17 protein-coding genes are annotated in these 20,282 nt (G+C 72.0%); 15 read left to right on the top strand and 2 right to left on the bottom strand.

The window, feature by feature from the left end; genetic code table 11:
- The first annotated feature begins 27 nt into the window (after positions 1-27).
- From KDK95_RS02975 to KDK95_RS02940, 8 genes are all read left to right on the top strand, one after another.
- Complete coding sequence (locus KDK95_RS02975; protein ID WP_212516407.1) at positions 28-954, top strand: ABC transporter ATP-binding protein; 927 nt, start codon at positions 28-30, stop codon at positions 952-954.
- Between the two features lies 1 nt (position 955).
- Complete coding sequence (locus KDK95_RS02970; RefSeq protein ID WP_212516406.1) at positions 956-1,780, top strand: ABC transporter permease; 825 nt, start codon at positions 956-958, stop codon at positions 1,778-1,780.
- 7 nt (positions 1,781-1,787) lie between these two features.
- Complete coding sequence (locus KDK95_RS02965) at positions 1,788-2,735, top strand: COX15/CtaA family protein (protein WP_212516405.1); 948 nt, start codon at positions 1,788-1,790, stop codon at positions 2,733-2,735.
- A 92-nt stretch (positions 2,736-2,827) separates the two neighbouring features.
- Positions 2,828-3,865 (top strand): hypothetical protein, encoded by a 1,038-nt coding sequence (locus tag KDK95_RS02960; protein WP_212516404.1) that lies wholly within the window; start codon positions 2,828-2,830, stop codon positions 3,863-3,865.
- A gap of 36 nt (positions 3,866-3,901) precedes the next feature.
- Positions 3,902-5,734 (top strand): HSP90 family protein, encoded by a 1,833-nt coding sequence (locus KDK95_RS02955; protein ID WP_307844108.1) that lies wholly within the window; start codon positions 3,902-3,904, stop codon positions 5,732-5,734.
- Positions 5,731-8,640, top strand: coding sequence for a tetratricopeptide repeat protein (locus tag KDK95_RS02950; RefSeq protein ID WP_212516403.1), 2,910 nt, complete (start codon positions 5,731-5,733; stop codon positions 8,638-8,640). The genes KDK95_RS02955 and KDK95_RS02950 overlap by 4 nt, the downstream gene beginning before the upstream one ends.
- A 20-nt stretch (positions 8,641-8,660) precedes the next feature.
- On the top strand, positions 8,661-9,431 hold the full coding sequence (locus KDK95_RS02945; RefSeq protein ID WP_212516402.1) for an SDR family NAD(P)-dependent oxidoreductase: 771 nt from the start codon (positions 8,661-8,663) through the stop codon (positions 9,429-9,431).
- 63 nt (positions 9,432-9,494) lie between these two features.
- Positions 9,495-10,148 carry a hypothetical protein gene (locus KDK95_RS02940; protein WP_212516401.1) on the top strand — a complete coding sequence of 218 codons (654 nt, stop codon included), beginning with the start codon at positions 9,495-9,497 and terminating at the stop codon, positions 10,146-10,148.
- A gap of 9 nt (positions 10,149-10,157) precedes the next feature.
- Here KDK95_RS02940 and manA read toward each other — a convergent pair whose 3' ends face one another.
- Together manA and KDK95_RS02930 are read right to left on the bottom strand one after the other, a co-directional pair.
- Positions 10,158-11,366 carry a mannose-6-phosphate isomerase, class I gene (gene manA, locus KDK95_RS02935; RefSeq protein ID WP_212516400.1) on the bottom strand — a complete coding sequence of 403 codons (1,209 nt, stop codon included), beginning with the start codon at positions 11,364-11,366 and terminating at the stop codon, positions 10,158-10,160.
- A gap of 145 nt (positions 11,367-11,511) precedes the next feature.
- Complete coding sequence (locus KDK95_RS02930) at positions 11,512-12,480, bottom strand: heme o synthase (protein WP_307844106.1); 969 nt, start codon at positions 12,478-12,480, stop codon at positions 11,512-11,514.
- Between the two features lie 362 nt (positions 12,481-12,842).
- Between KDK95_RS02930 and tkt the strand changes: the two genes are divergently transcribed.
- The 7 genes from tkt (at position 12,843) to KDK95_RS02895 (ending at position 20,272) form a co-directional block, all read left to right on the top strand.
- Positions 12,843-14,969, top strand: coding sequence for a transketolase (gene tkt, locus KDK95_RS02925; protein WP_249160095.1), 2,127 nt, complete (start codon positions 12,843-12,845; stop codon positions 14,967-14,969).
- A 26-nt stretch (positions 14,970-14,995) separates the two neighbouring features.
- Positions 14,996-16,111 (top strand): transaldolase, encoded by a 1,116-nt coding sequence (gene tal, locus KDK95_RS02920; RefSeq protein ID WP_212516398.1) that lies wholly within the window; start codon positions 14,996-14,998, stop codon positions 16,109-16,111.
- Positions 16,112-16,149: 38 nt separating this feature from the next.
- The gene (gene zwf, locus KDK95_RS02915; protein WP_212516449.1) at positions 16,150-17,712 is read left to right on the top strand and encodes a glucose-6-phosphate dehydrogenase; all 1,563 of its coding nucleotides are present in this window, start codon (positions 16,150-16,152) and stop codon (positions 17,710-17,712) included.
- Between the two features lie 49 nt (positions 17,713-17,761).
- Complete coding sequence (gene opcA / locus KDK95_RS02910) at positions 17,762-18,841, top strand: glucose-6-phosphate dehydrogenase assembly protein OpcA (RefSeq protein WP_212516397.1); 1,080 nt, start codon at positions 17,762-17,764, stop codon at positions 18,839-18,841.
- Positions 18,838-19,602, top strand: coding sequence for a 6-phosphogluconolactonase (gene pgl, locus KDK95_RS02905; RefSeq protein WP_249160093.1), 765 nt, complete (start codon positions 18,838-18,840; stop codon positions 19,600-19,602). The genes opcA and pgl overlap by 4 nt, the downstream gene beginning before the upstream one ends.
- A gap of 103 nt (positions 19,603-19,705) precedes the next feature.
- Positions 19,706-19,969, top strand: coding sequence for a type II toxin-antitoxin system Phd/YefM family antitoxin (locus KDK95_RS02900; protein WP_212516396.1), 264 nt, complete (start codon positions 19,706-19,708; stop codon positions 19,967-19,969).
- On the top strand, positions 19,970-20,272 hold the full coding sequence (locus KDK95_RS02895; RefSeq protein WP_212516395.1) for a hypothetical protein: 303 nt from the start codon (positions 19,970-19,972) through the stop codon (positions 20,270-20,272).
- Positions 20,273-20,282 lie beyond the last annotated feature (10 nt).

Below are 20,282 nucleotides of genomic sequence, written 5' to 3'. Positions count from 1 at the left end.
ACGGATTCCCCACGTAAACTCGGCGCCATGCAGCAGACCGAAGCCGCCGTGGAGATCTCCGGCCTGGTCAAGCGGTACGGAGACAAGACCGCGGTCCAGGGCCTGGACCTCGTGGTCGAACGCGGCGGGCTCACCGCGGTGCTCGGGCCCAACGGCGCGGGCAAGACCTCCACGATCGAGGTGTGTGAGGGATATCGCAGGCCGGACGGCGGCCGGGTGCGCGTGCTGGGCCTGGACCCGATCGCCGACGCGCCGAAGCTGCGCCCCCGGATCGGCGTGATGCTCCAGTCGGGCGGCGTCTACCAGGCCGTTCGAGCGATGGAGATGCTCCGGCACGTCGCGAGCCTCTACGCGAACCCGCTGAACGCGGACGAGCTGGCCGAACGGCTCGGGCTCGACTCCTGCGGCCGGACCCCGTACCGGCGGCTGTCCGGCGGCCAGCAGCAGCGGCTCTCGCTCGCTCTCGCCGTGGTCGGACGCCCCGAGCTGGTGTTCCTGGACGAGCCGACCGCCGGTCTCGACGTGCAGGCCAGGCACGCGACCTGGGAGCTGATCGAGCAGCTGCGCGGCGACGGGGTGACCATCGTGCTCACCACGCACCTGCTTGACGAGGCGGAGCGGCTGGCCGACAAGGTCGCGATCATCGACAGCGGCCGGGTCATCGCGTGTGATTCGCCACAGCGGCTGGCCGACACGACGCGCGAGCAGGACTCGATCCGCTTCGAGGCGCCGGCCGGCCTGGACCTGACGGCGCTGGCGATCGCGGTGGCGCCCGCGCAGGCGGCCGAGCCGTTCCCGGGCGGCTACCGCGTGACCGGCGAGATCACCCCGGATACCCTGGCGGCGACGACGGCGTGGTGCGCGAGCCTCGGCATCATGCCGCGCAACCTGCAGATCGAGCAGCGCAGCCTCGAGGACGTCTTCCTGGACCTGACCGGACGGGAGCTGCGCTGAGATGAGTGCCGAAACCTTGACCAAGCAGATCGAGGCCGCGGACGAGCGGCCGCTCGGCGCGCCCGGCTCCTTCCGGCCGGACCCGCGCCCCGCCCCCGTGCCGCGGATGGTGCTGGCGCAGGCGCGCTTCGAGACGAAGCTGCTGCTGCGCAACGGCGAGCAGCTGCTGCTCGCGATCATCATCCCGGCTCTGATGCTGATCGCGTTCGCCGCCGAGCCGCTCGGCACGATCACCGGCGGCGGCAGCCGGATCGACTACTACGCCCCCGGCATCATCGGCATGGCGGTGCTCTCCACGGCGTTCACCAGCCAGGCGATCGCGACCGGCTTCGAGCGCCGGTACAGCGTCCTCAAGCGCCTCGGCGCCACGCCGCTGCCGCGCTGGGGCCTGCTGGCCGGCAAGGCGCTCAGCATCCTGATGGTCGAGTGCGTGCAGCTGGTGCTGCTCATCGGGATCGCGCTGGCCATGGGCTGGTCGCCGCACGGCGATCCGCTGGCCGTGCTGGTGCTGCTCGCGCTGGGCACGACCGCGTTCAGCGGCCTCGCGCTGTGGCTCGCCGGCTCGGTGCGCGCCGAGGCGACGCTGGCCGTGGCCAACTTCATGTTCCTGGTCTTCATCGGCCTCGGCGGCGTCGTCGTGCCGCTGAGCAAGTTCGGCCACGGCGCGCAGTCCGTGCTGCAGTTCCTGCCGATCAGCGCGCTGACCGACGGACTGCGCGAGGTGCTGCAGAGCGGTTCGGCGATGCCCTGGGGCCCGGTGGGCATCCTGGCCGTCTGGACGGTCGTGGCGGTCGCGGGCGCGGCCCGGTTCTTCAAGTGGGAGTAGGCGGGTCGTGACCCAGCAGGAGACGAGAATCCCGGCAGCGCGCGAGTCCGGGGAGCAGGTCGGGCGCCGCTTCATTCGCTGGAGCCCGACGCCGAAGCAGGTCGAGTGGGCGTGCTTCGCCGCGCTGCTGGCCAACACGCTGATCGTGATCACCGGCGGCGCGGTGCGGCTGACGAACTCGGGCCTGGGCTGCCCGACGTGGCCGGAGTGCACCGGCGGCTCGGTCGTGCCGGTCTCGACGCTCGGCTACCACGGCGTCATCGAGTTCTCGAACCGCATGCTGACCTACGCGGTCTCGGCGGCCGTCGGCGCGGCGATCCTGGCCGCGATGTTCCAGAGGCCGCGCCGGCCGGTCCTGGTGAAACTGTCCTGGATGCTGTTCCTCGGCGTGGTGCTCCAGGCGGTCGTCGGCGGCATCACCGTGCTGACGAAGCTGGCTCCGGAATGGGTCGCCGCGCACATGTGCATCTCGATGGGCATGATCGCCGTCTCGTACGTGCTGTGGATCCGCTCCCGCGAGGGCGACGGCCCCCTCGAACTGCTCACCCGCCGCGAGATCCTCTGGCTCGGCCGCGTACTCGTCACCGCGACCGGCGCCGTCGTCGCCATCGGCACCCTCGTCACCGGCACCGACCCGCACGCTGGCGCTAGTGACGCCAGCAAGCGCCTGCCGTTCAAGGCCCTCGACATCACCCAGGCGCACGCCGACCTGGTCTTCATCGTCGTCGGCCTGACGGTGGCGCTCTGGTTCGCCCTGAAGGCGGCCGACGCCCGGCCGGAGAGCGTGCGCGCCGTGCGGGACATGTTCGCGGTCCTGATCATCCAGGGCGTCATCGGCTACACGCAGTACTTCGCCGGGCTGCCCGCCTGGATGGTCCTGCTGCACATGACCGGCGCCTGCCTGACCTGGATCGCGGCCTGGCGCGTGCTGATGTCGCTGCGCGTGCGGAACTGATCTGACGCCATATCAGCAGTTTGCTCTCCCCTGGGCGCCTCAGTAGGATCGGGCGACCATCAGGGCGCAGAGCGTGGCGGAGGGGTCGGCTTATGCCCATATTCGGGCTGGGCAAGAAGAAGAGCGCTTCGGCCGCGGCGGGCCGGCCGACGGTCTCGGCGCCCCCTGCTCCATCGGCCGCGAAGGCGCTCCCCGGCCTGCCCGAGGCGCGCACCCTGCGCGGCGGCGGGGACGCCGATCTCGTCGCGCTGCTCAAGCTGGCCGAGGCGCGCGACTGGACCGCGCTGCGGGCCGGCTTCGCCGGTTTCGCCGGCTACGACCAGGGGGCGCTCATCTCCGGTGTGTGCGCGGATGCCGGCCTGCTCGGCGACTGGCTGCCCGAGACGCTCAAGGATGCCGGTGACGATCCGATCGCACAGGCCGCGCTCGGCATGCACCTGATCAACGCCGGCTGGGCGGTGCGGACCGCCAAGCGCGCCCAGCACGTTTCCCAGGACCAGTTCCGGCGCTTCCACGAGATCCTGCGCGCCGCCGAGGAGCACCTTTACGCGTCGATCGAACTCGACCCGGACAGTTCGATCGGCTGGTTCGGCCTGCTCCAGTCGGGCATCGGGCTGCAGGTCGGACGCGAGGCCCAGCAGCAGCGCTTCGAGTCCACGATCAACCGCGTGCCCGGACACGCCGGCGCGTACCGCCGGATGCACACCTACCTGCACAAGAAATGGTTCGGCTCGCACGAGTCGATGCACGAGTTCGCGACCGAGGCAATGCGCGGTCCGTACGGCGACGTCCTCGGCGAGCTCGTGGCCGTCTCGTACGTCGAGCACTACCTCGACCTGCCCAAGGACACCGGGGAGCGCGACTTCGTCAAGTCGGCCGAATCGCGTGCCGAACTGCTCGAGGCCGCCGAGCGGAGCGTCTTCCGAGCCGACTACTCGTGTCCGCGCAATCCCTATTTCGGGCCGAACATGTTCGCGCTGGCCTTCTACTACGCCGAGATGTGGCCGCAGGCCAAGGCGGCGTTCGAGATCACCGAGGGCGTGGCCACCGGGTGGAACTACTACTCCGGGGATCCGATCGACCTCTACACCCGGTTCCGCAACACCGCGTACAAGCGCGCCGGCGCCTGACCGGCAGCCGTCCCACCGCCCGAAGAAGGTCTCGTCGTGCCCGAACCCGAACCCGCGCATACCTTCCAGGTCGACCTGCGCGGCATGGTCGACCTGCTCTCGCACCACCTCTACTCCAGTCCCCGCGTCTACATCCGGGAGCTGATGCAGAACGCGGTGGACGCGATCACGGCGCGGCGGCTGCTGGACCCGGCGGCGCCCGCCGCCGTGGAGATCCGGGTCGGCGACCGGCTCACCGTCACGGACTCGGGTGTCGGGTTGACCGAGGACGAGGTGCACCGGTTCCTCGCCACCATCGGCCGCAGCTCCAAGCGGGACGCCGACGGGCTGATCGAGGCGCGCTCGGAATTCGTCGGGCAGTTCGGCATCGGCCTGCTGGCCTGCTTCGTCGTCGCCGACGAGATCACAGTGGTCACCCGCTCGGCGCGCGATCCGGAGGCGCCCGCGGTGCAGTGGCACGGGTACGCGGACGGCCGCTACGCCATCCGGACGCTGCCGGCCGGGGCCGGGATCGAGCCGGGCACGACGGTCACCCTCGTGCCGCGGCCGGGCGCCGAGGAGTGGTTCGGTGCGGCCCGGCTGGCCGAGCTCGCCCGGCATTACGGCAGGCTGCTGCGCTACCCCGTCACGCTCACCGGCTCGGACGGAATCCCGGTCCCGATCAGCGACACCCCGGCGGTCTGGGACCGGCCGCAGGCCTCGCCGCGCGCCCGGCGCGAGGCGCTCGACGCGCACTGCCGCGAACTGTTCGAGTTCGAGCCGCTGGACGTGATCGACCTCGACATCCCGCTCGTCGGACTGCGCGGCGTCGCCTACGTGCTGCCGACCTCGGCTCCGCCGAGCCGCAAGGCGGGCCACCGCGTGCACCTCAAGGGCATGCTGGTCTCCGACCAGGCGGCCGAACTGCTGCCGGACTGGGCCTTCTTCGTGCGCTGCGTCGTGGACTCGGACGGGCTGCGCCCGACGGCCTCGCGCGAGGCACTGTACGAGGACGAATCCCTGGCCGCGGTCCGGGAGGCGCTCGGCACCCGCCTGCGGGACTGGCTGGCCGGGCTCGCCGCGAGCGATCCGGCCCTGCTCGGCCGCTTCCTGTCCGCGCACCACCTCGCGGTCAAGGCCCTGGCCCGCTACGACGACGAACTGCTGCGCGCCCTGCTGCCGTGGCTGCCGTTCGAGACCACGGACGGCTCCGTCACGCTCGACGAGTTCAGCCGCAGCCACCCGACGATCCTGGTCACCCAGACCGTGGAGGAGTTCCGGCAGGTCTCCTCGATCGCCGCGGCGGCCGGGCTCGGCGTGGTCAACGGCGGCTACGCCTACGATCGCGACCTGGTGCGCCGGCTGCCCGACCTGCGCCCGGGCACCTCGGTGCTGGACCTCGACCCGGACACGGTCACCGCGCACCTGGACAGCGTGGATCCGGCCGTCGAACTGGCCGCGGCCCGGTTCCTCGCGCTGGCCAGGAAGGTCGTGGACGGCTACGGCTGCGACGTGGCGCTGCGCAGCTTCCACCCGGTGACGGTGCCGGCGCTGCTGATCGACAACCGCGAAGCCAGGCACGAGCGGCGCCGCGCGGAGCAGGAGGCCGCTTCGGACGGGCTCTGGGCCGACATCCTCGGCGCCCTGCGCTCGGCCGCACCGCGGGCCCAGCTCGTGCTGAACCACCAGTGCCCGCTGGTGCGCCGCGTCGCCGCGATCGCCGACACGCATCTGGCCGAGACGGCCGTCGAAGGGCTGTACGGCCAGGCGCTGCTGCTGAGCCGGCGCCCGCTGCGTCCCTCGGAGCACGCGCAGCTCAACCGCGCGTTCCTCGGGCTGCTGGAGCACGCGACCCACGATTCGGGACAGGGCACGGAGGACGAGCGGTGAGCGGCGAACAGAACGCGATGCCGGAGCAGCAGATATTCGACGCGCTGCAACAGATGCGCGAAGAGCCGTACGGCACGGCGAGGACCGCGCGGACGGAAGAGCTCGTCGACGCCGCGGAACGGCTCGGCCACGACGAGGCGTACGCCTACGCGATGCTCGAACTGCTGGGCGCCTACGAGTACGGCGGCGAGATCCCGAAGGCGCCGGTCCTGTTCAGCAGGATCCTGAAGCTGCGCGAGGAGAAGCCCGAGGCGTTCGACGAGTGGGCCACGCACCGGATGTTCTGGTGCTTCAAGTGGATCACCACGTCGCTGCTGGCCCTCCCGGAGATGCCGCTGGCCACGATCGAGGGCTGGATCGCGCACATGAGGACGTACTACTCGGCGGCGGACAAGCCGCTGAGCGCGGTGTACACCTCGCGCATGCATCTGGCGACCCACACCGGCGTCGACCTCGACTTCGCGTACGAGCTGTGGGCGTCCAGGCCGCGCGACGAGTTCAGCGACTGCGAAGCCTGCGAAGCGCGCAACCGGGGGATCTACTGGGCGCAGCGCGGCGACGACGAGCGGGCCCTGCGCGCCTGGCAGCCGGTGCTGGACGGCAAGCTCGGCTGCGCGGAGGAGCCCGCCGCCACGGTCTCCCACGCGCTGTTCTCGCTGGTCCGGACGGGTCGGCTGGAGGAGGCCGCCGCGGCGCACCGGACGGGCTACCGGCAGACGCGCGGCAAGGTCTCGATGAACAGCGAGGTCGGCCGGCATCTGGAGTTCCTCGCGCGCACCGGCAACGCGGCGCGCGGCCTGGAACTGCTCGCGGAGAACCGCGGCCGGTTCGACGCGCCGATGAGCCCGGCAGACCGGCTCTCGTTCCTCCAGGGAATCCGCGTCCTGCTGGCGGAGCTGGCGGCGGACGGCCACGCCGACGTGCCGGTGCCCGGCCCCGGCGGCGGGACGCACACCGCGGGTTCGCTGCTCGCCGAGCTGATCGCGGAGTCGGACGAGCTGGCGCGCCGCTTCGACGAACGCAACGGGACCACGCACGTCGGCGACACGCACCGCGCCCGGTGCGCGGGGACGGCGTTGACGAGCGAGCCCCTGCCGCTCGGCGTGCGGGTCACGCCGCTGACGGCCGCGCCGGCCGCCGCGGCCACGACGGCCTCCCCGGCCACGGCGCCGGCCGGGCACGAAGTACCGGAGGACTTCGGAGAGCTGCTGGCCGAGGCGCGGGAGGCAGCCAAGACCGGTAAGCCGACGTCCGGCGACCTGTGGGACGCCGTCGCCGAGCGTGCGCAGAAGGAGGCGGATCTCGACGGCGTGCTCCGGGCGGAACTCGCCGAGCACGCCGCCGCACCGCTCATCCGCGAGAGCGCCTGGGCCGAGGCGGCGGCGCAGGTGCGCGCGGCGGCGGACCTCTACGAGGAGGCCGGCGAACCGGGCCGGGCCGTGGCACGGCGGGCCCGCGCCGCATGGCTCGCGTCCCGCGCCGCGCAGGACGGCGGGGAGGCGCTGTGGACGGAGCTGGACGGCCTGCTCGCCACGGCCGAGGAGTACCAGGCCTCGGAATCCATCTCCGCGACCGAGTACCTGACGGTCCGCCGGAACCGGGCCGCCGCGGCCCTGGACGACCTGCACGCCGCCGTCCTGGGCCGGGAGGACCGGTCCGCCGGCGGCTCGGCGGCCCTGGCCGTGTTCGAGCGGGAGGTGGAGGCCTACCGCGCGGACGCGATCCGGCTCGGCGTACCGGTCAGCGTCGCCACCGCGGCGGTGACGGCGGCCGAGGCGATGGCCGGCACCGGGCGGCTCGAACCGGCGCTCGGACAGCTCGAGATCGCGATCCCGCTGCTCGAAGCGGCGAATCGGCCCTGGGCCCTGGCTCCCGTGCTGCTGCAGCAGGGCCGGCTGCTGACCGCCCTCGGTCGGCTCGACGAAGGCCTCGCGGCACTGCACCGCGCGCTCGCCGAGTGGCCCCCCGAGGCGGCGGCCGAGGCCGTCATCCTGCAGAGCCTGGCACACAACCGCATGCGGGCAGGGGACAGAGCCGCCGGGATCGCCCATCTGACCACGGCGGCCGCCCGGTACGACCGGGCCGGCGACGAGCTCGGCGCGGTGCGTACCCGCGCGGAGCTCGGCCAGGCGCTGCTGGCCGCGGACCGGCGGGTGGACGCGGTGGCCGTGCTCGAGTCCGTGCTCGACGAACCGGCCGAGGAGCGCATGGAGCGGGAGGAGCGCTGGCAGCTCCGGCTCGACCTCGGCATGGCGCTGAAGGAGGAGGGCGAGCCCCAGGCGGCGGCCGAGGTGCTCGCCCGGCTCGCCGAGTACATGGCGGACTCGAGCCCGAGCCCCGCGCGCACGCTGGTCGTGTGCGAGCTGGCCGGGGCGCTGTTCCAGGCCGGGATGCCGGACGAGGCGTCGAAGGCCGTGGACCGCGCCGTCGCCGCGAACGCCGAGGGGCCCAACCCGGCGGCCCTCGAAGTCGCGCTGCGCGAGGGCGCCACGGCCGCGCTCAACCGCGGTGCCGAGGGGTTCGCGCAGGCTCTCGCGTACCTGGACCGTGCCGACGAGGTCAACGAGGCCGCCGAGGAGGTCGACGAACCTGGCCACCGCTACCGGCGATGGCCGGAGACCGGCTACAACGCCGAGTTGCGGGGCCGGGTGCTGCGCGCCGCGGGCCGCCACGAGGAGGCCCTCGCCGCCGCCGAGGCGGCGATCGCCGCGTGGCGCGTCGGCGGCGATCAGACCTTCGGGAAGTACGCCGAGTCCGCGCGGATCGCGGCGACGCTGGAGGGGCGTCTCGGCCGGCGCAAGCAGGCCGTGGCCAGGCTCGCACCGGTGATCAGCCGCGCCCGGGAGGTGGGCCACCGGCAGGCGGTCGAGATCCTGACGAAGCTCGCGGAGGATCTCAGCGGCTGACGCATTGCTAGAGTCCGGCCATGAGCATGATCGAGGATCTCTTCTCGCTCGACGGCCGCACCGCGCTGGTGACGGGAGGCAGTTCGGGCATCGGCTATGCGATGGCCGAGGCGATCGCGTGCGCCGGGGCGCGGACGGTGCTGCTCGCGCGGCGCGAGGGGCCGCTGAAGGAGGCTGTCGGGCGGATCGCGGCCCAGGGCGGCGAGGCGCACGCCGTCACGGCGGACATCACCGACCGCGCGGCGCTGGCCCGCGCGGCGGAGGAGGCCGTCGAGCTCGTCGGCGAGATCGACATCCTGGTGAACTGCGCGGCGAACATGTACCGCCCGCCGCTCGGCGAGCTCACGACGGAGCTGTGGGACGTCCAGTTCGCCGCCTGCGTGGACGCGCCGTTCCTGCTCGGCCAGCGCTTCGGCCCGCGCATGGCCGAGCGCGGCTGGGGCCGGATCATCAACGTCGGCTCGCAGCAGTCGATCTCCGCCTTCGGCAACAGCGGCGGCTACGGCGCCGCCAAGGCCGCCCTCGCCGGCCTCACCCGCTCGCAGGCCGAAGCCTGGTCGCCGCGCGGCGTCTCGGTGAACACGATCATCCCCGGTTTCGTGCTGACCCCCCTCACGGCCGAAACCGCCAAGGACACCGAGCGCGTGACCGCCCTGGCCGCACGCCACATGGCCAACCGCAACGGCCTGCCCGACGACTTCCAGGGCGCCGCGCTCTTCCTGGCCTCGAACGCGGCCGGCTTCGTCACCGGCCAGATGCTGTTCGTGGACGGCGGATTCTCGGTGCACTGAAGGCACTATGCTCAGCCCCGCCTGTGATCGCAGGCAACTGATCTCAAGGGGGACTGAGCACAGATGGCCTGCACCCGATGCGGCTCGACGACGGCGACCGAGACCGGCACATGCACGGTATGCGACCCCTGGGCCGCGCCGAACCGGGCGGCCACGGCCGCCGAGGCCGCCGCCCTGCCGAAGAAGGTGAGACGGGAAGACCTGCCGACGTGGCTCAAGGGCCTCATCCGGGCCAACCCGCCCGCCGCCGCGGATCTCGACGAGGCCTGGCGCAACACCGTCCGATTCACGTGGGTCAGCTGCGGCTACTACGTCCTGATCGCGGCCACCAGCATCGGCATGGCGGCGGGCAAGAACCTCTACCCCGTGTTCTGGCTGCTTCTGGTCAGCTTCGTTCTCATCGGCCAGCGGATGCGGAAGACGACGTGGCTGGCCCGGGCGGTGGCGGTCGTCGGCACCCGACCGGACATCGGATACCGCCGCCTCTCCCGGATACCGGGCCTGGTCCGCGCCACCGCGCTGAACAAGCTGGCAGCGGTGCTGATCTTCATCCTGTTCATCGCGCGGCTCATCACGCTGCATCAGGCCGTGCCCGCCGCCGTCAACATCGGCCTCTGGGCGCTGATCTGGCTGCTCGCCGCGAGCATGACCGTCGTCTCCTACGCCCTGCACGGCCGCGCGCGCAAGGACCTCGACCGGATGCTCGGGGCCCGCTGAGGCGACCCGTCAGATCCCCGCCTCGGCCAGGAAGAAGCGGCCGGAGCCGGTGAGCAGGACGTTGGAGTCGGCGGCGGACAGGAAGCAGGACTGGCCGCGGGCGAGGACGAAGTGGCCGTCGGGCTCGGTGCCGCAGCTGACGGAGGCCTCGCCCGCCGCGCAGAAGAGCACGCGGGGGCCGCCGTCGCCGGGGACGGTGAGCGTCGCGCCTTCGGCGAGGGTGAGGCGGCTGAGGCGGAACTCGGGGGCCGGTGTGTCGAAGACCTCGACGCCGGGAGCGGTCTGCACGGCCGTGATCACCGGCACCTCCACCTCGGGGACGAGCACGCGGGTCAGCTCCGGGACGTCGATGTGCTTGGGCGTCAGGCCGGCGCGGATGACGTTGTCGGAGTTGGCCATCAGCTCGACGCCGACGCCCGAGATGTAGGCGTGCACGCCGCCCGCGTCCATGTACAGGGCCTCGCCGGGCTCGACGACGCGGTGGTTCATCAGCAGCGAGCAGACCAGGCCGATGTCGCGCGGGTGGTCGGCGCTCACGCGCACGATCGCGTCGTACGCCGCCGCGTAGGGGCCGCCCTTGCCGGACTCGACGGCGGCGGCGTCGACGACCTTGGCGGCCAGCGCCTCGCGGCTGTCGGCGGGCCAGGTGAGCAGGTGGGTCAGCGCGTCGGCGACGCCGCGGGGGGTGGGGGTGGCGCGCAGGGCGCCGACGAGTTCCTTCAGCTCGGGGACACCGAGGCCCTCGAGCGCCTCGGCCGCCTGCTCGGCGGGCCGAAGGCCGGCCAGCACCTCGAAGGGGGTGAGCGCGCAGAGGATCTCCGGCTTGGGCCAGTCGTCGACGTAGACCCGCTCGCGGGCGTTGCGCGGGACCCCGCTCCGCTCCTCGCGGGCGAAGCCCGCCTCGGCCTGTTCGCGCGTGGGATGCAGCTGCATCGACAGCGCCTTCTCCGCGGCCAGTACCTTGAGAAGGAAGGGCAGTCGGCCGCCGAATCTCGCCGCGACGCGCACGCCTAGTTCCAGCGAGGGATTCGCGGCGATGGCGGCGGTCAGCGTGCCGGTCACGCCGTCCCGGGTGAGCACCGACGGGGCGCTGGGGTGGGCGCCCATCCACAGCTCGGCCTGCGGTCCGGCGCTCGGCGAAGGCTCTCCGAGCAGCTCGGCGATCGCGGTGCGCGATCCCCAGGCGTAGGGCTGGACGGTGTTACCCAACAGATCCACGCGTGGACCCCCATCAGGACGTTTCCGGCTCGGTCGGCGTCGCGCGCGGCGTCTCGACGGCACCGCGCCCGTGAAGTGCTTCGCGCACTTTACCGATACGAACTGAACGAACGCTCAACATAACGTGGGCGTGGCGTTCATCGTTTCAGAATCGTCGCACCAGCGGATCCACCGCGAGAAGGACGAACAGCAGCGCCAGGTAGCTGTTGGAGAAGTGGAACATCCGCATCGGCTTCAGGGCCACGCCGCTCACGCCCTTCCGGGCCTGCCAGTGCAGCTGGTGCGCCACGACCAGGAACCCGGCGCCGAGCACCGCCGCGCCGATTCCGTAGACCCAGCCGGTGTGCGCGATCGGCCAGACGGCCAGCGAGCAGGCGACCGTGGCCCAGGTGTAGAGCACCATCTGCCAGGCCACGTGCCGCTCGGGGGCGACGCACGGGAGCATCGGGACGTTGGCCGCGGCGTAGTCCTCGCGGTAGCGCATGGCGAGCGACCAGAAGTGCGGCGGCGTCCACATGAACACGACCAGGAACAGCACGGCGGGCGGCCAGGCCAGGTGGTCGGTGACGGCGGTCCAGCCGATCACGGTCGGGAAGCAGCCGGCGGCGCCGCCCCAGACGATGTTCTGCGAGGTGCGCCGCTTGAGGATCATCGAGTAGACGACCACGTAGAACACGTTCGCGGCGAGCGCCAGCATCGAGGAGAGCCAGTTGACGGCGAAGCCGAGCCACAGCGTGGAGAGCACGCCGAGCACCAGGCCGAAGACCACCGCGGCGTTCGGCGTGACGGTGTGCATGGCGAGCGGCCGGCGCCGGGTGCGCCGCATCTCGGTGTCGATGTCCCGGTCGACCCAGCAGTTGAGCGCGTTCGCGCTGCCCGCGGAGAGGTAGCCGCCCACGGTGACGGCGACGACCGTCCACAGGTTCGGCACGCCGCCCTTCGCCAGGAACATCACCGGGATCGTCGTGATGATCAGCAGCTCGATGATCCGCGGCTTGGTGAGCGCGACGTACGCGCGCACGGTGTCGGCCGCCGACGCGCGCCGCGCCGGGACCTGCTCCCGCGCCGGAGCGGCCACGACCGGAGTCGCCGGAAGGGATTCGACCGCAGTCACCAGCGCACACCCCTGCATCTCGTTTGCCCGTCGCCCGGAGTTTTCCGAAGACAGCGAAACTCTAGACCGTGCCCCGCGCGAGCCTGCGGCCGGGTGGGGTGAAACGCCGAAGACGGGAGCATGCGCACCCGTTTCGGACGCCTCACTCCCGTTCGGCGGACTGCACATGAGTTGACGGCCCTGAGCGGGGTAGGGTGGTGCCGACATAACAGATTTCACAGCCTCCGCCGCGCGGGGAATGGGCTGTGCTCTGGCCACTCGGACGGGCCGTGCGGACCTGTCCGGACCCGAGCGCCGCCCGGTGGGCAGCGTCGCCTCCACCCCGAGGACGACGGCTCCGCACCCAAGGAAGGACGCGCGCGTTGAGCGAGCTGCCCGCTGTTTCGAACTCCCCGTTCTCGTGGACCGATCTGGACCGTAGGACGGTCGACACCGTCCGCGTGCTCGCCGCGGACGCGGTGCAGAAGGTCGGCAACGGCCACCCAGGCACCGCCATGTCGCTGGCCCCGGTCGCGACGCTCCTCTTCCAGAAGCACCTGCGCCACGACCCGGCCGACGCGCAGTGGGTCGGCCGGGACCGCTTCGTGCTCTCCCCCGGGCACTCCAGCCTGACGCTCTACATCCAGCTCTACCTCTCCGGCTACGGCCTCGAGCTGTCCGACCTGCAGGCGTTCCGCACGTGGGGCTCGCTGACGCCGGGTCACCCGGAGCACGGCCACACCGTCGGGGTCGAGACCACCACGGGACCGCTCGGCCAGGGCCTGGCCAACGCGGTCGGCATGGCGATGGCGGCGCGCTACGAGCGCGGGCTGTTCGACCCCGAGGCGCCCGAGGGCGCCTCGCCGTTCGACCACACGATCTACGCCATCGCCTCCGACGGCGACCTCGAGGAAGGCGTGACCTCCGAGGCCTCCTCGATCGCGGGCACCCAGAAGCTGGGCAACCTCGTCGTGATCTACGACGACAACCACATCTCGATCGAGGGCGACACGAAGGTCGCGTTCACCGAGGACGTGCTCAAGCGCTACGAGGCGTACGGCTGGCACACCCAGTCCGTCGAGTGGACCAGGTCCGAGACCGACGTCGAGGGCTACCACGAGGACGTCGAGGCGCTGCACCGGGCGATCCTCGCCGCCGAGGCCGAGACCGGCCGCCCCTCGATCATCCGGCTGCGCACCATCATCGGCTGGCCGGCGCCGAACCTGCAGAACACCGAGAAGGCGCACGGCTCGGCGCTCGGCGCCGAGGAGGTCGCGGCCACCAAGACCATCCTCGGCTTCGACCCGGAGAAGACCTTCGAGGTCGCCGACGAGGTCCTCTCCCACGCCCGCAAGGTCGTCGCGCGCGGCGCCGCGGCCCGCGCCGAGTGGGACAAGGGCTACGAGGCCTGGCGCGCGGCCAACCCGCAGCGCGCCGCGGACTTCGACCGGATCGCCGCGCGCGAGCTGCCGGCCGGCTGGGACGAGAAGCTGCCGGTCTTCCCGGCGGGCAAGGACGTGGCCACCCGCAAGGCCTCCGAGGCCGCGATCCAGGCGATCGCCGAGCAGCTGCCCGAGTTCTGGGGCGGCAGCGCGGACCTGGCCGGCTCGAACAACACCACGATCAAGGGCGGGCTGTCCTTCCTGCCCTACTCCGAGGAGGGCGGCGAGTTCGGCGGCTCCTCCCCGTACGGCCGGATCCTGCACTTCGGCATCCGCGAGCACGCGATGGGCTCGATCCTCAACGGCATCGCCCTGCACGGCAACACCCGCGTGTTCGGCGGCACCTTCCTGCAGTTCTCCGACTACATGCGCCCGGCGGTCCGGCTCGCCGCGATGATGCAGGCGCCGGTCACCTACGTGTGGACGCACGACTCGATCGGCCTCGGCGAGGACGGCCCGACGCACCAGCCGGTCGAGCACTTCGCGGCGCTGCGGGCGATCCCCGAGTTCCACTTCGTGCGCCCGGCCGACGCCAACGAGACCGTGGCGGCCTGGAAGGCGACGCTGGAGCAGCACGGCCCGGTCGGCCTCGCCCTGACCCGGCAGAACGTGCCGACCTTCGACCGCGACGCGCTGGGCACGGCGGTGAGCGTCGAGGAGGGCGTCAAGCGCGGCGGCTACGTGCTGGCCGAGGCCACCGGCGGCGCGCCGAAGGTGATCCTCATCGGCACCGGCTCCGAGGTCGCGCTCGCCGTCGAGGCGCGCGAGCGGCTCGAGGCCTCCGGCGTGCCGACCCGGGTCGTGTCGATGCCGTGCACCGAGTGGTTCGATGCGCAGGACGCGGGGTACCGGGAGTCGGTCCTGCCCGCCGCGGTCAAGGCGCGGGTGGCCGTCGAGGCCGGTATCGCCCAGCCGTGGTACCGCTTCACCGGCGACGCCGGCCGGATCGTCTCGCTGGAACACTGGGGCGCTTCCGCCGATTACAAGAAGCTGTACACCGAGTTCGGGATCACCGCCGAGGCCGTCGAGGCCGCCGCGCGGGATTCGCTGGCCGCGGTCGAGGTCTGAGGAATCTAGGGGAGAGAAGGCACACCATGTACGAGAACCTCAAGAAGCTGTCCGAGGACGGCGTCTCCATCTGGCTCGACGACCTGTCCCGCGACCGGATCCGCAGCGGGAACCTGGCCGAGCTCGTCCGGGACAAGCACGTCACCGGCGTGACCACCAACCCGACCATCTTCCAGAAGGCCATCTCCGGCTCCGCCACCTACGACGAGCAGGTCCGCGACCTGGCCGTGCGCCGGGTGACGGTGGACGAGGCGGTCCGGATGATCACCACCCGCGACGTGCGCGACGGCGCCGACGTGCTGCGCCCGGTCTACGACGCGACGCACGGCGTGGACGGCCGCGTCTCGATCGAGGTGGACCCGCGGCTCGCGCACGAGACCGAGGCCACGATCGCCGAGGCCAAGCAGCTGTGGTGGCTGGTCGACCGGGAGAACATCCTGATCAAGATCCCGGCGACCCGCGCGGGCCTGCCGGCCATCACCGCGGTGCTGGCCGAGGGCATCAGCGTCAACGTGACCCTGATCTTCTCGCTCGAGCGCTACCGCGAGGTCATGGACGCGTTCATCGCCGGCATCGAGCAGGCGAAGGCGAACGGGCACGACCTCAGCAAGATCCAGTCGGTCGCCTCGTTCTTCGTCTCCCGCGTCGACACCGAGATCGACAAGCGCCTCAAGGCCATCGGCGGCGACGCGGCGAACGCGCTGCTCGGCAAGGCCGCCGTGGCCAACGCCCGGCTCGCCTTCGAGGCCTTCGAGGAGGTCTTCTCGAGTGAGCGCTGGGCGCCGCTGAAGGCGGCCGGCGCCACCGCGCAGCGTCCGCTGTGGGCCTCGACCGGCGTGAAGGACCCGGCGTACAAGGACACCCTGTACGTGGACGACCTGATCGTCGCCGGCGTCGTGAACACGATGCCCGAGGCCACCCTGAACGCCGAGGCCGACCACGGCGCCCCGAACGGCGACGCGGTGCGCGGCACCTACGCCGAGGCCAGGAAGGTCATCGAGGACATCGAGAAGCTGGGCATCTCCTACGACGAGGTCGTCCAGCTGCTCGAGGACGAGGGCGTCGAGAAGTTCGAGGCGTCCTGGAAGGAACTGCTGGACGCGACCGAGGCGGAGCTCACCAAGCTCGGAGGCGAGGCGTGAGCCCTGTCGGCAGAGACGGCGACGTCTTCGGGCCGTCGATCACGCACCGGCACCTCGACGAGGTCGAGCACGCGGGCACCACGCTGGCGAACCCGCTGCGCGACCCGCAGGACCGGCGGCTGCCGCGGATCGCCGGACCCTGCGGCCTGGTGATCTTCGGCGTCACCGGCGACCTGAGCCGCAAGAAGCTGATGCCGGCGATCTACGACCTGGCGAACCGGGGGCTGCTGCCCCCGGGCTTCGCCCTGGTCGGCTTCGCCCGGCGGGACTGGGCGGACCAGGACTTCTCGCAGGTCGTGTACGAGGCCGTCAAGGAGCACTCGCGCACGCCCTTTCGCGAGGAGGTCTGGAACCAGCTGGCCCAGGGCTTCCGCTTCGTGCCCGGCGAGTTCGGCGACCCGGCCGCGTTCGCGCAGCTCAAGGAGACCATCGACGAGCTGGACCGGCTGCGTGGGACGAACGGCAACCACGCGTTCTACCTCTCGGTGCCGCCGAAGTTCTTCCCGAACGTGGTCCAGCAGCTCAAGGAGTCCGGGCTGTCCGACGGCGGCCCGGAATCCTGGCGCCGGGTCATCATCGAGAAGCCCTTCGGGCACGACCTGGCCAGCGCCAGGGAGCTGAACCGGGTCGTCGCCGAAGTCTTCGCGCCCAAGTCGGTCTTCCGGATCGACCACTACCTGGGCAAGGAGACGGTGCAGAACATCCTGGCGCTGCGTTTCGCCAACACGATGTTCGAGCCGATCTGGAACCGCAACTACGTCGACCACGTGCAGATCACCATGGCCGAGGACATCGGCATCGGCGGCCGCGCGGGGTACTACGACGGCATCGGCGCGGCCCGCGACGTGATCCAGAACCACCTGCTGCAGCTGCTCGCGCTGACCGCCATGGAGGAGCCGGGGTCTTTCGAGGCGGACGCGGTGTTCGCGGAGAAGGTCAAGGTGCTCTCGGCGGTGCAGCTGCCGGAGGACCTCGGCCAGCACACCGTGCGCGGCCAGTACACCGGCGGCTGGCAGGGCGGCGAGAAGGTGCTCGGCTTCCTGGAGGAGGACGGCATCGCGCCGGACTCCATCACCGACACCTACGCGGCCATCAAGCTGGAGATCGACACCCGGCGCTGGGCCGGCGTGCCGTTCTACCTGCGCACCGGCAAGCGGCTCGGCCGCCGCGTCACCGAGATCGCGGTGGTCTTCCAGCGCGCCCCGCACCTGCCGTTCACCGACACGATGACCGAGGAGCTCGGGCAGAACGCCCTGGTCATCCGGGTGCAGCCGGACGAGGGCATCACCGTGCGCTTCGGCTCCAAGGTGCCGGGCACCTCGATGGAGGTGCGCGACGTGTCGATGGACTTCCAGTACGGCGAGGCGTTCACCGAGTCCTCCCCTGAGGCCTACGAGCGGCTCATCCTGGACGTGCTGCTCGGCGACGCGCCGCTGTTCCCGCGCACCGAGGAGGTCGAGCTGGGCTGGGAGATCCTCGACCCGATCGAGAAGTACTGGGCGGAGAACGGCAAGCCGGCGCAGTACCCGGCGGGCACCTGGGGACCGGCCGAGGCCGACGAGATGCTCGCGCGCGACGAACGCAGCTGGAGGCGGCCATGAACAAGTGCGCCATCGATCCGACCGGCGCGGCCCACGGAGGTGTCGAGTCGTGATCATCGATCTGACCGACACGACGTCCGGCAAGATCGCCTCCACGCTGGTGGCGGCCCGGCACAAGAGCGGCACCCCGACCACGGGCGCCGTGCTGACGCTGGTCGTCTCCACCGAGGAGCGGCACCACTACGACGCGATGAAGGCCGCGAGCCGGGCCGCCCGGGAGCACCCGGCGCGGATCATCATCGCGATCGGCCGGCCGGACACCACGCGCACCCGGCTGGACGCCGAGGTGCGCACCGGCGACGAGAACGGCCCCGGCGAGGTCGTGGTGCTGCGGCTGTACGGCGAGCTGGCCACGCACGCCGACTCGGTCGTGCTGCCGCTGCTGCTGCCGGACGTCCCGGTCGTCACCTGGTGGCCGGACGAGGGCCCGGACGCGCCGTCGAAGGACCCGCTGGGCGCCTTCGCGCAGCGCCGGATCACCGACGCGGCCGAGTACTACAAGCCGATGACCAAGCTCGTGGCGCGCGCGGCCGGCTACCAGCCGGGCGACACCGACCTGGCCTGGACCCGGCTCACCCCGTGGCGCTCGATGCTGGCCGCCGCGCTGGACCAGTTCCCGCGCGCGGTCAGCTCGGTCGCGGTCTCCGGCGAGGAGGGCAACCCCTCGGTGCGGGTGCTGGCCGTGTGGCTGCGGCAGCGCCTCGGCGTGCCGGTGACCCGGACCGCGGACGAGGGCCCGGGCATCACCTCGGTCGAGCTGATGACCGCGGACGGCCCGATCCGGCTGAGCCGGCCGGACGGCGAGCTGGCCACGCTCTCCATCCCGGGCCAGCCGGACCGCCCGGTGGCGCTCAAGCGGCGGGAGACCGCCGAGCTGATCGCCGAGGAGCTGCGCCGGCTGGACCAGGACGACGTCTACGCCCGGATGCTGGCCGAGGTGGACGTGCCCTTCACCGAGCCGCTGAAGGTGGCTGGCCCGACAGTCGAGAAGGCCGCCAAGGAGGCCGCGCGCCTCGGCGAGCCGGCCCCCGTGGCGGTCGACGAGGCCGAGGACGCCGACGAGGCCGGGGACGGGTCCGCTGACGGGTCCGCGGCGGACGCCGGGGCCCCGACCGGGGAGTCGGCTTGACTGCCGCGCGCGCCGGAGCCCGCGTCATCCGCCACCCGTCCGGCCCGGTCCTGGCTTCGGCGGCGGCGGCGCGGCTAGCGACCAAGCTGGTCGACGTGCTGGCCGAGCGGGACGTGGCGCACCTGGTGCTGACCGGCGGCACGATCGGCATCGGCACGCTGGCCGCGCTCGCGCAGCTGCCCGCGCGCGAGGCCGTGGACTGGGGCCGGGTGCACCTGTGGTGGGGCGACGAGCGCTTCGTCCCCGCCGGGGACAAGGAGCGCAACGAGACCCAGGCCAGGGAAGCCCTGCTGGACGGGCTGCCGCTGAACCCGGAGTTCGTGCACGTCATGGCCCCGAGCGACGGCCCGGACGGCGATGACGCGGCGGCCGCGGCCGAGCGTTACGCCGCCGAGCTGGCGAAGTACGCGGGCTCCGACGGCAAGGACGCCCCGGAGTTCGACGTGCTGCTGCTCGGCATGGGCCCGGACGGCCACATCGCCTCGCTGTTCCCGGACCACCCGGGCACCCGCGAGGTCGCGCCGTCCGTGATCGCGGTGCACAACTCCCCCAAGCCGCCGCCCGACCGGATCTCGCTCACCTTCCGCGTGATCCAGGCCGCGCGCGAGGTGTGGGTCGTGGCGTCCGGGGCCGAGAAGGCCGAGGCCGTGGCCCGCGCGCTCTCCAGCGCCGACCAGGTGCACACGCCCGCGGTGGGCGCCCACGGCACGGAGGCGACGCTCTGGCTCGTCGACGAGGCCGCGGCGGGTTTGCTGCGGTAGAGCGCCGCACCACCGAGCAGTACCGAGTACCACTGTGGGCCCCGCGGTCGCGACCGCGGGGCCCACTCTTTACAACAAAGTCTGCAAAGTGTACGTTTTGTACATGTCAGAGACAGTGACCCTCACCGACGCGCGCACGCGCCTCGGCAATCTCGTCGCCAAGTCGCACCACGGCGGCGAGATCATCACCATCACGCAGCATGGCACGCCGGTGGCGGCGATCGTGCCCTACGAGGTGCTGGAGTACTTCCGGCGCCGCGAGGACGAGGCCGACGTCGCGCTGGCCGAGCGGATCCTGGCGCAGGACGACGATCTCGTGCCGCACGACCAGGTCAGGAAGCTCCTGGGAATGGACGAGGACAGCTAAGTGCCCCGTCACAAGGACAAGGAGACCGACGAGGAACAGCGCAGGACCTACTGGATCGACTGGAAGCCGGCCGCCATCGACGCGGCGACCCTGCTGTACCGCGAGGACAAGCTGGGCGCGCAGCTGGTGCTGACGGCCGTGTACGAGCTCGGCGACAACCCCCGGCCGGGCAACAGCGCCAACCTCGGCCGGGGCGGACTGCGCCGGCTGCTGCTCGGGTACTACCGGGTGCTCTACAAGGTCTCGGAGAAGAACGCGACGGTCACCGTCATCATGGTCGCCAAGGCTCCGCATCCGCAGTGAGCCGCATCCG

Source organism: Actinospica acidithermotolerans (genome assembly GCF_018139625.1).
Lineage (GTDB): Bacteria > Actinomycetota > Actinomycetes > Streptomycetales > Catenulisporaceae > Actinospica > Actinospica acidithermotolerans.
This window is presented reverse-complemented; position numbering and strand designations above follow the sequence as displayed.

Excerpts from the sequence above, each read along its gene's own strand:
- KDK95_RS02970 (WP_212516406.1), top strand. The coding sequence starts at position 956 with ATGAGTGCCGAAACCTTGACCAAGCAGATCGAGGCCGCGGACGAGCGG.
- KDK95_RS02940 (WP_212516401.1), top strand. The coding sequence starts at position 9,495 with ATGGCCTGCACCCGATGCGGCTCGACGACGGCGACCGAGACCGGCACA.
- KDK95_RS02960 (WP_212516404.1), top strand. The coding sequence starts at position 2,828 with ATGCCCATATTCGGGCTGGGCAAGAAGAAGAGCGCTTCGGCCGCGGCG.
- KDK95_RS02975 (WP_212516407.1), top strand. The coding sequence starts at position 28 with ATGCAGCAGACCGAAGCCGCCGTGGAGATCTCCGGCCTGGTCAAGCGG.
- KDK95_RS02945 (WP_212516402.1), top strand. The coding sequence starts at position 8,661 with ATGAGCATGATCGAGGATCTCTTCTCGCTCGACGGCCGCACCGCGCTG.
- tal (WP_212516398.1), top strand. The coding sequence starts at position 14,996 with ATGTACGAGAACCTCAAGAAGCTGTCCGAGGACGGCGTCTCCATCTGG.
- KDK95_RS02900 (WP_212516396.1), top strand. The coding sequence starts at position 19,706 with ATGTCAGAGACAGTGACCCTCACCGACGCGCGCACGCGCCTCGGCAAT.